The sequence below is a fragment of the Aminobacter sp. LjRoot7 genome (genome assembly GCF_964252895.1).
GTDB lineage: Bacteria > Pseudomonadota > Alphaproteobacteria > Rhizobiales > Rhizobiaceae > Aminobacter > Aminobacter aminovorans_B.
Genome location: NZ_CAXUPX020000003.1, coordinates 287,434 through 301,891 on the forward strand (window position 1 = coordinate 287,434; position 14,458 = coordinate 301,891).

Here is a 14,458-nt window from a genome sequence, read left to right on the forward strand (position 1 = left end):
CACTCACCATGCTAGCGTTTGGACATGGAGAGGAGAGATTATGCATGATCTCCTCATTGTCCGCAAAGAGACGCCACTAGGGAGTGATGCATGGCCACCGCAGCCAAAAAAGCGCCTGCCAAATCTAAATCCGATTCAAAATCCCTTTCAGCGCCGGTCACGCCCAAGCCGGTCGATTTCACCAAGGAACAGGATCTCGCCGCTTACCGCGAGATGCTTCTGATCCGCCGCTTCGAGGAAAAGGCCGGCCAGCTCTACGGCATGGGCTTCATCGGCGGCTTCTGCCACCTCTATATCGGTCAGGAAGCGGTCGTTACCGGCCTGCAGATGTCGCTGATCGAAGGCGACCAGATGATCACCGCCTATCGCGATCACGGCCACATGCTTGCCATGGGTCTGTCGGCGCGCGGCGTCATGGCGGAACTGACCGGGCGTCGGGGCGGCTTGTCGAAAGGCAAGGGCGGCTCCATGCACATGTTCTCAAAGGAAAAGCACTTTTACGGCGGCCACGGCATCGTCGGCGCCCAGGTGTCGCTCGGCACGGGCCTCGCTTTCGCCAATCGCTACCGCGAAAACGCGAATGTTTCGGTGACCTATTTCGGCGACGGCGCTGCCAACCAGGGCCAGGTCTATGAGAGCTTCAACATGGCCGCGCTGTGGAAGCTGCCGGTGATCTACGTCATCGAAAACAACCGCTACGCCATGGGCACCGCCGTTACGCGTGCTTCGGCCGAGACGGATTTCTCGCAGCGCGGCGTGTCCTTCAAGATTCCGGGCATCAAGGTCGACGGCATGGACGTGCGCGCGGTCAAGGCCGCCGGCGATCTCGCCACCGAATGGTGCCGTTCGGGCAACGGTCCGATGATCCTCGAGATGGAGACCTACCGCTATCGCGGTCACTCGATGTCTGATCCGGCGAAGTACCGCTCCAAGGACGAAGTGCAGAAGATGCGCTCCGAGCACGACCCGATCGAACAGGTCAAGGCGCGCCTCATCGCCAAGAAGTGGGCCAGCGAAGACGACCTCAAGGCGGTCGACAAGGATGTTCGCGACATTGTGGCTGACGCCGCAGACTTTGCTCAGACCGATCCCGAGCCGGATGCTTCCGAGCTCTGGACCGACATCTTGATCTAAGGGAGGGCGCGAACATGCCGATCGAAATTCTTATGCCTGCGCTCTCGCCGACGATGGAAGAGGGCAATCTGTCGAAGTGGTTGAAGAACGAAGGCGACAAGATCGTCGCTGGCGACGTCATCGCCGAGATCGAAACCGACAAGGCGACCATGGAAGTGGAAGCCGTTGACGAGGGCACCCTCGGCAAGGTCCTGATCGCCGCCGGCACCGAAGGTGTTAAGGTCAACACGCCGATCGCGGTGCTTTTGCAGGACGGCGAAAGTGCTGCCGACATCGGCAAGGGTGCTGCGCCTGCCAAGGCCGAGGCACCCGCTGCCGCGGCAGCACCGGCCGCTGCCGCTGCTCCGGCTGCCGCACCTGTTGCCGCGGCGCCGAAGACCGAAGTTGCCGCTGATCCGGACATTCCCGCCGGCACCGAAATGGTGTCGACGACCGTCCGTGAAGCGCTGCGCGATGCCATGGCCGAAGAAATGCGCCGCGACGGCGACGTCTTCATCATGGGCGAGGAGGTCGCCGAGTACCAGGGCGCCTACAAGATCACCCAGGGCCTGCTGCAGGAGTTCGGCCCGCGCCGCGTCGTCGATACCCCGATCACCGAGCACGGCTTCGCCGGCGTCGGCGTCGGTGCTGCGATGACCGGCCTCAAGCCGATCGTCGAGTTCATGACCTTCAACTTCGCCATGCAGGCGATCGACCAGATCGTCAACTCGGCTGCCAAGACGCTCTATATGTCGGGTGGCCAGATGGGCGCGCCGATCGTGTTCCGTGGACCGAGCGGTGCTGCTGCCCGCGTCGCGGCCCAGCACTCGCAGTGCTATGCCGCATGGTACAGCCACATTCCGGGCCTCAAGGTGGTGATGCCGTACTCGGCAGCCGACGCCAAGGGCCTGCTCAAGGCTGCGATCCGCGACCCGAACCCGGTCATCTTCCTCGAGAACGAAATCCTCTACGGCCACTCCTTCGATGTGCCGAAGCTTGACGATTTCGTGCTGCCGATCGGCAAGGCACGCATCCACAAGACCGGCAAGGACGTTACCATCGTCTCGTTCGGCATCGGCATGACCTATGCGATCAAGGCCGAGGCCGAACTGCGCGGCATGGGCATCGATGCTGAAATCATCGATCTCCGCACCATCCGTCCGCTCGACTTTGACACCATCATTGCTTCGGTGAAGAAGACCAACAGGCTGATCGTTGTGGAAGAGGGCTTCCCGCAGTCGTCGGTCGGCGATCACATCGCCAACCAGGTGTCGCAGCGCGCCTTCGATCACCTCGATGCGCCTGTCATCACCATCGCCGGCAAGGACGTGCCGATGCCCTACGCCGCCAATCTCGAAAAGCTCGCTCTGCCGAATGTCGGCGAAGTGATCGAGGCGGTCAAAGCAGTCACGTATCGCTGACACGGGCGGGAGGTCATCATGCCGATCAATATCACCATGCCTGCCCTTTCGCCGACCATGGAAGAGGGCAATCTGGCCAAGTGGCTGGTCAAGGAAGGCGACAAGGTTTCGCCCGGCGACGTGATCGCCGAGATCGAGACCGACAAGGCAACGATGGAAGTCGAAGCCGTCGATGAAGGCATCGTCGCCAAGCTGCTGGTTCCGGCCGGCACCGAAGGCGTCAAGGTCAACGCGCTGATCGCCATTCTCGCCGGCGACGGCGAAGATGTCGCTGCCGCGGCCAAGGGCGGCGATGCTGCTCCTGCCAAGGCTGAGGCGCCGAAGGCGGAAGCACCTGCCGCCGCCGCGCCAGCGGCTCCCGCTGCGGCACCGGTGGCCACCGCTCCGGCAGCCAAGCCGGCTGCGACCAACGGCGCTGCAACGTCCAGCGATGGCCGTACCTTTGCATCGCCGCTCGCCCGCCGCATCGCCAAGGATTCGGGTGTCGACCTTTCGGCTGTCACCGGCACTGGTCCGCATGGCCGTGTCGTCAAGGCTGACGTCGAGGCTGCGATCTCGGGTGGCGGCGCCAAGGCTGCTCCTGCGGCCAAGGCTCCTGCCGGCGCTCCGGCTGCAGCACCCGCTGCCAAGGGCATGTCGGACGAGCAGGTGCTCAAGCTGTTCGAAGAAGGCAGCTACGAGCTCATCCCGCACGACAACATGCGCAAGACCATCGCGCGCCGTCTTGTCGAGGCCAAGAGCACCATCCCGCACTTCTATCTGACGCTCGACTGCGAGATCGACGCGCTGCTGGCGCTCCGCGCCCAACTCAACGCGGCGGCCCCGGTGCGCAAGACCGAAAAGGGCGACGTGCCGGCCTACAAGCTGTCGGTCAACGACATGATCATCAAGGCGATGGCGCTGGCCCTGACGGCCGTTCCCGACGCCAATGTGTCGTGGACAGACCAGGCCATGGTCAAGCACAAGCACGCCGATGTCGGCGTCGCCGTGTCGATCCCGGGCGGCCTGATCACCCCGATCATCCGCCAGGCCGACATCAAGACGCTGTCGGTCATCTCCAACGAGATGAAGGACCTTGCCGGCCGCGCCCGCAACCGCAAGCTCAAGCCTGAGGAATATCAGGGCGGCACGAGCGCCGTATCCAACCTCGGCATGTTCGGCATCAAGGACTTTTCCGCCGTCATCAACCCGCCCCACGCCACCATCCTGGCGGTCGGCGCGGGCGAGGAACGGGCGGTCGTCAAGAATGGCGAGATCAAGATCGCCAATGTGATGTCGGTGACGCTGTCGACCGACCACCGCGCCGTCGACGGTGCGCTTGGCGCCGAACTCCTGTCGGCCTTCAAGCGCTTCATCGAAAACCCGATGGGCATGCTGGTGTAGTTTCCCCATTTCCCCTCCCTGCAAAGGGAGGGGATTCGAGGACTTCAATCATGAAGACTGTGCTTTGCTATGGCGACTCGCTGACCTGGGGCTACGATGCCGCGGGTCCGGGCCGTCACGCGCTTGAAGACCGCTGGCCAAGCGTGCTGCAGGCCGAACTGGGCGAGGGCGTCGAAGTCATCGCCGAGGGCCTGAACGGCCGGACCACTGCTTTCGACGACAATCTTGCCACCGCCGACCGTAACGGTGCGCGGCTCCTGCCGACCATCCTCGGCACCCATGCGCCGATCGATGTCGTTATCATCATGCTCGGCGCCAATGACATGAAGCCCTGGATCCATGGCAACCCGCTGGCCGCCAGGCAAGGCATGGCGCGCCTGGTCTCGATCGTACGCTCCTACGAGCATGGCATGGGTTATCCCGCGCCTGAGATCCTGCTGGTTTCGCCGCCTGCCGTCAGCCGCACCGAGAATGCCGAGTACAAGGACATGTTCGCCGGCGGCGACGAGGCCTCGAAGCATCTTGCATCGCTCTATGCTGCGCTCGCCGATGAGGTCGGCTGCGGTTTCTTCGACGCCGGCTCCGTCGCCGAGACGACACCGCTCGACGGCGTGCATCTCGACGCTGAGAACACGCGGGCCATCGGCCACGCCATTGCGCCGACCGTGCGCGTGATGCTGGAGCTCTAGAGCTTGGCCGGCGTTGTCACCATCCGCAGGGCCGAGCGGCGCGACGCCGCCGAACTCGCCATCCTCGTCGACCTGTCGTCGCACGGACTGGCGTCGTGGCTGTGGTACGGCGCGGTGCTGGAAGGCACGACGCAGACGGCACTCGAACATGGCCGCAACCAACTGCGTTGCGACGACGACCGTGCCGGCTGGACAAATGCCAGCTTGGCTGAGGTCGATGGCGAGATCGCCGGCCTGGTGATCGGCCATGTCGTCGAGCCATCTTTCGCCGACGAGGACGCACCACACCCGGTATTCGAGCCGATCCTCGTGCTTCAGCAAAAAACGATCGGCCACTGGTTCATCGACAGCGTTGGTGTTTACCAGCACCATCGCGGACATGGCATCGGCCGAAGGCTCGTCGACCATGAGCTCGCCCGCGCCGGCGCCCGGCCGGTCAGCCTGATCACCGAAAGCGACAACGACGTGGCGCTCGGCCTCTACAAATCCTGCGGTTTCGAGGAAATCGCGCGCCAGCCATCCGTATCGACCGACACCTACAGCAAACAACACGACTGGGTGCTGCTGACGCGCAGCGCGACCTGAAGAAGAGGCACACTCAATGGCTGACAATTACGACGTCATCGTTATCGGCTCCGGCCCCGGCGGCTACATCGCGGCGATCCGCGCTGCCCAGCTCGGCCTCAAGACCGCCGTCGTCGAGCGCGAGCACCTTGCCGGCATCTGCTCCAACTGGGGCTGCATCCCGACCAAGGCGCTGCTGCGTTCGGCCGAGGTGCTGCATCTCGCCGAACACGCCATGAATTACGGCCTGAAGCTTGAAGGCTCGATCTCGCCCGACCTCAAGGCCATCGTCGAGCGGTCGCGCGGCATTGCCCAGCGCATGAATGGCGGCGTCGGCTTCCTGATGAAGAAGAACAAGGTCGACGTCATCTGGGGCGAGGCCAAGCTCACCAAGCCCGGCCAGATAGTCGTCTCAAAATCGTCGAAGAAGCCGATGGAACCACAGGCACCGCTGCCCAAGAACACGCTGGGCGAGGGCACCTACTCGGCCAAGCACATCATCGTCGCCACCGGTGCCCGTCCGCGCGCGCTGCCTGGCATCGAGCCGGATGGCAAGCTGATCTGGACCTATTTCGAGGCGATGGTGCCGCCGGAGATGCCGAAGTCGCTGCTGGTCATGGGCTCGGGCGCCATCGGCATCGAGTTCGCCTCGTTCTACCGCACCATGGGTGTCGAGGTGACCGTCGTCGAAGTTATGCCGGCCGTCATGCCGGTGGAAGACGCCGAAATCTCGGCCTTCGCCAAGAAGCAGTTCGAAAAGCAGGGCATGAAGATCCATCTCGAAGCCAAGGTCACCAAGGTCGAGAAGGGCGCCAACTCGGTCACCGCCCATGTCGAGATGAAGGACGGCAAGATCGAGAAGATCACCGCCGACCGCATGATCTCGGCCGTCGGCGTGCAGGGCAACATCGAAAACATCGGCCTCGAAGCGCTCGGCGTGAAGACCGACCGCGGCTGCATCGTCATCGACGGCTACGGCAAGACCAACGTTTCTGGCATCTACGCCATCGGCGACGTCGCTGGCCCGCCCATGCTGGCGCACAAGGCAGAGCACGAGGCCGTCATCTGCGTCGAGAAGATCGCCGGCCTGCCAAATGTGCATCCGATGGACAAGCTCAAGATTCCGGGCTGCACCTACTGCAACCCGCAGGTCGCTTCCGTCGGCCTGACCGAAGCCAAGGCCAAGGCCGAGGGCAAGGACATTCGCGTCGGCCGCTTCCCCTTCGTCGCTAACGGCAAGGCGATCGCGCTTGGCGAGGACCAGGGCATGGTCAAGACCATCTTCGACAAGAAGACGGGCCAGCTGCTCGGCGCGCACCTCGTCGGCGCCGAAGTGACCGAGCTGATCCAGGGCTTTGTCGTGGCGATGAACCTCGAGACGACCGAAGAAGAGCTGATGCACACCATCTTCCCGCATCCGACGATCTCGGAAACGATGAAGGAAAGCGTGCTCGACGCTTACGGACGTGCGCTGAACGCATGACCGATACGCATCGGCGCGCCTTTCGCGGCGCGCCCGATGCCACTATATGCGCAGAACGTCCGCGACTGGCCGGAGACGACTGATGGAACAGAGTTACGGGATCATGGGCATGCCGGGCGTCGGCTTCTTCGGCATGCTGCTCATCGGCTTCCTTGCCGGCTACGTCGCCGAGCGCACGATGAACCGCGACCACGGCTTCCTGACCAACATCCTCGTCGGCATCGCCGGATCGTTTGTCGGCGGCACTCTGGCGGGGCTGCTCGGTATCAATTATTACGGCTTCATGGGCAATCTGATCGTCGCCATTGCAGGTGCGGTCGCCGTGCTCTGGATTTTCGGCCGCTCGCAAGCGCGTCGGCCTTGATAGGATAGACTGATGGTCACAGTGCTCGATCTCAAAGACCGTCCGCGCGCGCGGCATCCGGAAAAGGCTCACCGGCCCGATCAGGAGGTTCTGCGCAAGCCCGACTGGATCCGCGTCAAGGCGCCGGTGTCGCGCGGCTACCAGGAAACGCGCGAGATCGTGAAGTCGCACAAGCTGGTTACCGTCTGCGAAGAGGCCGGCTGCCCCAATATCGGCGAGTGCTGGGAAAAGAAGCACGCCACCTTCATGATCATGGGCGAAATCTGCACCCGCGCCTGTGCGTTCTGCAATGTCGCCACCGGCATCCCGACGGCGCTCGACCCGAACGAGCCGGAGAGCGTCGCCAAGGCTGTCGCCCAGATGGGCCTGACCCACGTCGTCATCACCTCGGTTGACCGTGACGATCTCGCCGACGGCGGCGCCCAGCATTTCGCCGATGTGATCCACGCCATCCGCCGGGCGACGCCTTCCACGACCATCGAAATCCTGACGCCCGACTTCCTGCGCAAGGAAGGCGCGCTTGAGATCGTCGTTGCCGCTCGCCCCGACGTCTTCAACCACAATCTGGAAACCGTGCCGTCGAACTACCTGACCGTTCGCCCCGGTGCGCGCTACTTCCACTCGATCCGCCTGTTGCAGCGGGTCAAGGAACTCGATCCCTCGATCTTCACCAAGTCCGGCATCATGGTTGGCCTCGGCGAGGAACGTCACGAGATCCTGCAGCTGATGGACGACCTGCGCAGCGCCAATGTCGACTTCATGACCATCGGCCAGTACCTGCAGCCGTCGAAAAAGCACCATCCGGTCAAGAAGTTCGTGACGCCTGACGAGTTCCAGTCCTACGCCACGGTCGGCAAGTCCAAGGGCTTCCTTTTGGTTGCCTCGAGCCCGCTGACGCGCTCGTCGCACCATGCCGGCGACGATTTCGCCAAGCTGCGCGCCGCGCGCGAAGCGCTGCTCGCGAAAAAGGCCTGATCAGCGCCGGATGCCGAAATTCGAAACCACCCGCCACGTCGGCCACCCGCCGGACAAGATGTTCGCCCTGGTTGCCGACGTGGAGAAGTATCCGGAATTCCTGCCGCTTTGCGAAGCGCTCAACGTCCGTTCGCGGCGCGAGCGTGATGGCCGTGAGATTCTCGTGGCCGACATGACCGTCGGCTACAAGGCTTTTCGCGAGACCTTCACCACCCAGGTCCTGCTCACGCCGGACGAAAACACCATCGATGTCAAATATCTCGATGGCCCGTTCCGCTATCTCACCAATGAATGGAAGTTCGTCCCGGCGCCCGACGGTGGCTCCGGCGTCGAGTTCTTCATCGACTACGAGTTCAAGAACCGCATCCTGGGCGCGCTGATGGGCACCATGTTCGACCGCGCCTTCCGCATGTTCGCCGAAGCCTTCGAAAAGCGCGCCGATGCGATCTACGGACCTGTGAGGCTGGGCTAGGCCGCGCTGACGGCGTAGCCTGACCGGTGGAATTTGAGCATCGGAGGAGCGATGGCAACGCTTAGGATTTATGATCCCTTGGTCAATCTAAGTGACTTGCTTCGCCTTCTTGCGCCTCGGTCGTTGCAGGCAACGTGGACTGTTTCGACGGTTAAGTGTTCTGAACCGGACGATGGAGGGTTCGACGCATCTGGTGAAGGCGGTGAACGGCTTGAGACACTGGCTCTGCAAGATGCCAGGATTCCAGGCCCTGACTTGGCGGCGCTGGCGAAAGAAATGCACCAGGTCGTTTGGGGCGAGTTCGTGGGCTCGTTTCCCTCAAAGTCGCAGGAGAGGTGGGTCACCATTCGCTCGGTTGACAGTACCTTCTACGAAGTAACCTCACTCGATGACATGGTACTCAACAGAATGAGGTCGGCCTTCATCGATGTCCGACTTGCGGACGCTCCCTTCGCCTAGACGCACTGGCAGGCTTTTGGGCGAACTCCCTCAGCTCTTCTAGACAGCCCGCAAGCCCAACCCTAGCGCTGTCCTTACCGTCTCGTGGCGGATGAAGTCGCGGCCCTTGTCCTCGAAGAGGCGAAACTCCGCTTCCACGGGCGCGCCCTTGCGCGCGACGCCGAACCAGATGAGCCCCACGGGCTTTTCGGCCGAGCCGCCACCTGGACCGGCAACGCCGGTCACCGCCAGCGCCAGGCTGGCGCGCGAATGGGCAAGTGCGCCTGCCGCCATTTCAAGCGCCGTTTCGCGCGACACCGCGCCATGGGCCTTGAGCGTCGCCTCGGAGACGCCGAGCATCTCCATCTTGGCTTCGTTGGAATAGGTGATGAAGCCGCGGTCGACGACGGCCGACGAGCCGGCAATGTCGGTGAGGGCAGAAATGATCATGCCGCCCGTGCAGCTTTCGGCCGTTGCGATCATCATGCCCTCGGCGAGGCAGGCGTCGAGCAGGGCCGAGGCGAGGGCGGTGACGTCGCTCATTCCGGCAACTCTCCGGGATAGACCACACTTGCGGTGGCAATCGCCGCGATGCCTTCCTCGCGTCCAATGAAGCCCAGCTTCTCGTTGGTCGTCGCCTTGATCGAAATGCGCTCGGGCGCGATGCGCAGCATGTCGGCCAGTTCCGCCGTCATCGCCTCGCGATGCGGCCCGACCTTCGGCGCCTCGCAGATCAGCGTGACGTCGGCATTGGCGATCCGGCCGCCGCGCGAGCGCACGATGCTTGCTGCGTGCTCGACGAACTGGCGCGACGCGGCACCCTTCCACTGCGGGTCGGATGGCGGGAAATGGGTGCCGATGTCGCCGGCGCCGCAGGTGGCAAGCAAGGCGTCGGTTAGCGCGTGCAGCCCGACATCGGCGTCGGAATGGCCGTTCAGCTTTTTAGAATGCGAAATCTTCACCCCGCACAGCCAGACATGGTCGCCGTCTTCGAAGGAGTGCACGTCATAGCCGTTGCCGGTGCGGACGTCGGGAAAGCTTGGTGCGTTGCCGGAAAGGCGCTGGTCGGCCATGGCGATGTCCTTAGCCCAGGTGAGTTTGACGTTGTCGGGCGAGCCGAGCACGAGACGAACCGGAATGCCTGCCCATTCGGCGATAGCGGAATCGTCGGTGAAATCGCTGCGGCCGGCCTCGAAGGCGCGCTGGTGCGCGGAAAAGATCGGCTCGAACGGAAAGCCTTGCGGGGTTTGCGCCGAATGCAGGCCCGCGCGCGGCACGGTTTCGGCCACGGTTCGGTCGAAGGCTTCTTTCTTGAGCGTGTCGGAAACCGGCAGTGACGGCAGCGAACCATGGCTGGCGTCGATCCCCGCTATGGCGCGGTCGATGACCTCGGGGCCGATGAACGGCCTGACGCCGTCATGGATCAGCACGGCCTGCGGCGCAGCTTCCTGCAGGGCGATGAGTGCAAAGCGTGTCGAATCCTGGCGCGTGGCGCCGCCGACGACTGTGGTGACGCGCGCGGCAAGTTCGCCGGCCGCCGCCGCAAAGAGCTCGCCATCGTCGGCGTGGATGGCGACCGCGATCGGTCCGACCCGCGGATGGTCGAGAAATGCCTTCAGCGTGTGCCAGATCACCGCCTTGCCGCCGATCCTGCGATATTGCTTCGGACCGTCAGCCTGGCCGGCGCGCTCGCCCCGCCCGGCCGCCACGACAACGACGGCGACCTTCGAATTCTGCTGGTTCGGCAACGGCTTCGGATTCATGAGCAGAGGCTTAGCCGCGAGGCCTCAGGAAGGCCAGAGGAATCCAGAAAGCGCCGCATTCGGCTGTCATTTCGCAGTTGCACAATGAACCAATCGTGGCTACTCATTGTGCAGCAGCGAATGGTGCTTTGTTTTTGTGCATGACTGATCTGGAAAAACTTGGCGAGCCGCTTTCGATCGGCGATGTGACGATCCGCAACCGGGTGTTCCTGGCGCCGATGTCTGGTGTCACCGACGAAGCCTTTCGCACGCGCGCTTATGCCCATGGTGCCGGCCTTGTCGTGTCGGAGATGGTGGCGAGTGGCGAACTGGCAAAAGGGCGCGGCTCCAGCGGCTTCCGCATCCGCCATTCCGGTCTGCCGGTGCATATGGTTCAGCTCGCAGGCCGCGAGGCGGCGCATATGGCCGAGGCCGCACGCATCGCCGTTGGCGAAGGTGCCGATGTAATCGATATCAACATGGGCTGCCCGGCCAAGAAGGTGACCGGCGGCTATGCCGGCTCGGCGCTGATGCGCGACCTCGACTATGCGCTGACCTTGATCGATGCCGTTGTCGGTGCTGTCGACGTGCCCGTGACCCTCAAGATGCGGTTGGGCTGGGACGACGACGTGCTCAATGCGCCTGATTTGGCCAGCCGCGCCGAGCAGGCGGGCGTCAGGATGGTCACCGTGCACGGCCGCACGCGCTGCCAGTTCTATCAAGGCAAAGCCGACTGGCGCGCCATCGCGCGGGTCAAGCAGGCGGTCAGCATTCCTGTCGTCGCCAATGGCGATGTGACGACGCCTGAGGATGCCGCAGGCATTCTCGACCAGTCGGGCGCCGATGCCGTCATGGCGGGGCGTTCGCACTACGGCGCGCCTTGGACCGCTGGAATGATTGCGGCTGCCGCAGGCAGGGGCGCTGCAACAGGCGTGCCCCGGTCGTCGTCCGAATTGGCCGACTATGTCGTTGCCCATTACGAGGACATGCTGGTGCTCTACGGCATCGAGAGCGGCCTGCGCCAGGCGCGCAAGCATCTCGGCTGGTATCTCGATCGCCACACCACCGAACTGCCGGATGAGCTGCGCCGCCGCGTGCTGACCTCGTTCGAGCCGCAGCAGGTGATTTCTTCGCTGCGTGAAGCACTTGCGGCTTTTGGCGAAAGCACGTTCGAAAGGAATGCCGCATGAGTTTCGACCGAGCACCGGCGCCCCAGCCGATTGATGCCGCGCAGATCGTGCTCAACACGATCCGCCGCCCGGTCATCATGATCGGGCCTGACAATTTCATCACCTTCGCCAACGCCGATGCCGAGGATTTCTTCCGCTCGAGTGCCGCCATGCTGGCGCGAAGCGAGTTGTCGCGTTTCGTGCCCTTCGGCAGCCCCATCCTGCAGCTGGTCGAGCAGGTGCGCGCACGCAATACGCCTGTCAACGAGTACCGTGTGGACGTTTCGTCACCCCGGCTCGGCATCGAGAAGATGGTCGATCTCTACGTCGCTCCCGCGTCCGAACTGCCGGGTTCGGTGGTGGTGATGTTCCAGGAGCGCTCGATGGCCGACAAGATCGACCGTCAGATGACGCATCGCGGTGCCGCACGCTCGGTGACCGGCCTTGCCGCCATGCTCGCCCATGAGATCAAGAACCCGTTGTCGGGTATCCGGGGCGCTGCACAGCTACTGGAGCTGAATGCCTCCGACGAGGACCGTTCGCTGACACGGCTGATCATCGACGAAACCGACCGCATCGTTTCGCTTGTCGATCGCATGGAGGTGTTTTCCGACGAGCGGCCGATCGACCGCTATCCCGTCAACATCCACGTCGTGCTCGACCATGTGAAGGCGCTGGCCAGGAACGGCTTTGCCAATGGAATCAAGATCCTGGAGGACTACGATCCATCGCTGCCGCCCGTTTATGCCAATCGTGACCAACTGATCCAGGTTTTCCTCAACCTGGTCAAGAATGCCGCAGAAGCCATCGGCCACGACCCGCATGGCGAAATCACGCTGTCGACCGCTTTCAAGCCTGGCATCCGCATGTCGATCCCCGGCACTCAGGATCGCGTCTCGCTGCCGCTGGAATTCTGCGTCCATGACAACGGATCGGGCGTGTCTGAGGACATCCTGCCGATCCTGTTCGATCCTTTCATCACCACCAAGCCCAATGGCTCGGGCCTTGGCCTCGCGCTCGTCGCCAAGATCGTTGGCGACCATGGCGGGGTGATCGAGTGCGATTCGACACCGCGCGGCACCACCTTCCGCATCCTGATGCCCGCCTGGAAGGAACTGCCCGTGCATCTCGACGACGACAGTGAAGGAGCCCATCGATGAGCGTGCGCGGAAACATCCTTGTCGCCGATGACGATGCGGCGATCCGCACGGTGCTCAACCAGGCGCTGTCGCGCATGGGCCATGAAGTCCGCGTCACTTCCAACGCCGCGACGCTGTGGCGCTGGGTGGCGGCCGGCGAAGGCGATCTCGTCATCACCGACGTGGTGATGCCCGATGAGAACGCCTTCGACATGCTGCCGCGCATCAAGAAGGCGCGCCCGGAGCTGCCGGTCATCGTCATGAGCGCGCAGAACACCTTCATGACCGCCATCCGCGCGTCGGAAACCGGTGCCTACGAGTATCTGCCCAAGCCCTTCGACCTTACCGAGCTGCTCAGCATCGTCAACCGTGCGCTGTCCGAGCCACGGCGGCCGAAGAGCGACCAGCGTCATGACGACCAGCCCGACGCCATGCCGCTGGTCGGGCGTTCGGCGGCGATGCAGGACATTTACCGCATGCTCGCCCGCATGATGCAGACGGACCTGACCGTCATGATCTCGGGTGAATCGGGCACCGGCAAGGAGCTGGTGGCGCGCGCGCTCCATGAATATGGCCGCCGCCGCAACGGGCCGTTCGTTGCCATCAACATGGCCGCCATCCCGCGCGACCTGATCGAATCCGAGCTGTTCGGCCACGAGAAGGGCGCCTTCACGGGCGCGCAGAACCGCTCCACCGGCCGCTTCGAGCAGGCCGATGGCGGTACGCTGTTCCTCGACGAGATCGGCGACATGCCGATGGAAGCGCAGACCAGGCTGCTACGCGTGTTGCAGCAGGGCGAGTACACCACGGTCGGTGGGCGCACGCCGATCAAGACCGACGTGCGCATCGTCGCGGCCACCAACAAGGACCTGCGTACGCTCATCAATCAGGGTCTGTTCCGCGAGGACTTGTTCTATCGTCTCAACGTCGTACCGCTTCGTCTTCCAGCGCTGCGAGAGCGTTCGGAGGATGTTCCCGACCTTGTCCGCCATTTCTTCAAACAGGGCGTCAGCGAAGGCCTTCAGGCCAAGCGCATCTCGGCCGGCGGCGTCGAATTGATGAAGCGCTATCCTTGGCCGGGCAATGTGCGCGAGCTGGAAAACCTGGTGCGGCGTCTCGCGGCACTCTACCCGCAGGACGAGATTTCGGCCGAGATCATCGAGTCCGAGCTCAAGACCGGCGAGCAGCCCGTCGTGCCCGGCGGCAATCTCATTCCCGACGATCTGTCGGTGGGCCAGGCCGTCGAACACTTCCTGCAGCGCTATTTCGCGATGTTCGCCGGCGACCTGCCGCCGCCCGGGCTCTACCAGCGCATCCTTGCCGAGGTCGAATACCCGCTGGTGCTGGCTTCGATGACGGCGACGCGCGGCAACCAGATCAAGGCTGCGGAACTTTTGGGTCTCAACCGCAACACGCTGCGCAAGAAGATCCGCGAGCTTGGCGTCAACGTCTACAAATCGTCGCGACCCGCCTGACGCGCCCAAGCCCAGCCTGAACACGCTTATC

At 63.5% G+C, this 14,458-nt stretch carries 15 protein-coding genes; 13 read left to right on the plus strand and 2 right to left on the minus strand.

Features of this window, described 5'->3' with window-relative positions:
• Positions 1-90: 90 nt before the first annotated feature.
• From pdhA to ACSQ3E_RS11000, 10 genes are all read left to right on the plus strand, one after another.
• A complete protein-coding gene (gene pdhA, locus ACSQ3E_RS10955; RefSeq protein WP_310318456.1) occupies positions 91-1,134 on the plus strand; it encodes a pyruvate dehydrogenase (acetyl-transferring) E1 component subunit alpha in 1,044 nt (347 codons plus the stop codon).
• A 14-nt stretch (positions 1,135-1,148) separates the two neighbouring features.
• Entirely contained in the window at positions 1,149-2,534 is a 1,386-nt protein-coding gene (locus ACSQ3E_RS10960) for a pyruvate dehydrogenase complex E1 component subunit beta (protein WP_436122721.1), read from the plus strand.
• Positions 2,535-2,552: 18 nt separating this feature from the next.
• Complete coding sequence (locus ACSQ3E_RS10965) at positions 2,553-3,917, plus strand: pyruvate dehydrogenase complex dihydrolipoamide acetyltransferase (RefSeq protein ID WP_436122722.1); 1,365 nt, start codon at positions 2,553-2,555, stop codon at positions 3,915-3,917.
• Between the two features lie 50 nt (positions 3,918-3,967).
• Positions 3,968-4,606 carry an SGNH/GDSL hydrolase family protein gene (locus ACSQ3E_RS10970; RefSeq protein WP_436122723.1) on the plus strand — a complete coding sequence of 213 codons (639 nt, stop codon included), beginning with the start codon at positions 3,968-3,970 and terminating at the stop codon, positions 4,604-4,606.
• A 3-nt stretch (positions 4,607-4,609) separates the two neighbouring features.
• Entirely contained in the window at positions 4,610-5,191 is a 582-nt protein-coding gene (locus tag ACSQ3E_RS10975; RefSeq protein WP_436122724.1) for an N-acetyltransferase family protein, read from the plus strand.
• Between the two features lie 16 nt (positions 5,192-5,207).
• Complete coding sequence (lpdA, locus tag ACSQ3E_RS10980) at positions 5,208-6,653, plus strand: dihydrolipoyl dehydrogenase (RefSeq protein WP_436122725.1); 1,446 nt, start codon at positions 5,208-5,210, stop codon at positions 6,651-6,653.
• Positions 6,654-6,735: 82 nt separating this feature from the next.
• Complete coding sequence (locus ACSQ3E_RS10985) at positions 6,736-7,017, plus strand: GlsB/YeaQ/YmgE family stress response membrane protein (RefSeq protein WP_310318473.1); 282 nt, start codon at positions 6,736-6,738, stop codon at positions 7,015-7,017.
• A gap of 12 nt (positions 7,018-7,029) precedes the next feature.
• Complete coding sequence (lipA, locus tag ACSQ3E_RS10990; protein WP_436122726.1) at positions 7,030-7,992, plus strand: lipoyl synthase; 963 nt, start codon at positions 7,030-7,032, stop codon at positions 7,990-7,992.
• A gap of 10 nt (positions 7,993-8,002) precedes the next feature.
• Positions 8,003-8,464: a type II toxin-antitoxin system RatA family toxin gene (locus tag ACSQ3E_RS10995; protein ID WP_436122727.1), complete on the plus strand. Its 462-nt coding sequence runs from the start codon at positions 8,003-8,005 to the stop codon at positions 8,462-8,464.
• 51 nt (positions 8,465-8,515) lie between these two features.
• Positions 8,516-8,923 (plus strand): hypothetical protein, encoded by a 408-nt coding sequence (locus ACSQ3E_RS11000; protein ID WP_436122728.1) that lies wholly within the window; start codon positions 8,516-8,518, stop codon positions 8,921-8,923.
• A gap of 39 nt (positions 8,924-8,962) precedes the next feature.
• On the opposite strand, the gene ACSQ3E_RS11005 is transcribed toward ACSQ3E_RS11000, so the two are convergent.
• Complete coding sequence (locus ACSQ3E_RS11005; protein WP_436122729.1) at positions 8,963-9,445, minus strand: CinA family protein; 483 nt, start codon at positions 9,443-9,445, stop codon at positions 8,963-8,965.
• Positions 9,442-10,665, minus strand: a complete 1,224-nt coding sequence (locus tag ACSQ3E_RS11010; RefSeq protein ID WP_436122730.1) for a bifunctional 2-C-methyl-D-erythritol 4-phosphate cytidylyltransferase/2-C-methyl-D-erythritol 2,4-cyclodiphosphate synthase — start codon at positions 10,663-10,665, stop codon at positions 9,442-9,444. The genes ACSQ3E_RS11005 and ACSQ3E_RS11010 overlap by 4 nt, the downstream gene beginning before the upstream one ends.
• A gap of 140 nt (positions 10,666-10,805) precedes the next feature.
• Between ACSQ3E_RS11010 and dusB the strand changes: the two genes are divergently transcribed.
• The 3 genes from dusB to ntrC are packed head-to-tail and all read left to right on the plus strand — an operon-like array spanning position 10,806 to position 14,427.
• On the plus strand, positions 10,806-11,834 hold the full coding sequence (gene dusB / locus ACSQ3E_RS11015) for a tRNA dihydrouridine synthase DusB (protein WP_436122731.1): 1,029 nt from the start codon (positions 10,806-10,808) through the stop codon (positions 11,832-11,834).
• On the plus strand, positions 11,831-12,973 hold the full coding sequence (locus ACSQ3E_RS11020; protein WP_310318491.1) for a two-component system sensor histidine kinase NtrB: 1,143 nt from the start codon (positions 11,831-11,833) through the stop codon (positions 12,971-12,973). The genes dusB and ACSQ3E_RS11020 overlap by 4 nt, the downstream gene beginning before the upstream one ends.
• On the plus strand, positions 12,970-14,427 hold the full coding sequence (gene ntrC, locus ACSQ3E_RS11025) for a nitrogen regulation protein NR(I) (RefSeq protein WP_310318493.1): 1,458 nt from the start codon (positions 12,970-12,972) through the stop codon (positions 14,425-14,427). Before ACSQ3E_RS11020 ends, ntrC begins: the two co-directional genes overlap by 4 nt.
• Positions 14,428-14,458 lie beyond the last annotated feature (31 nt).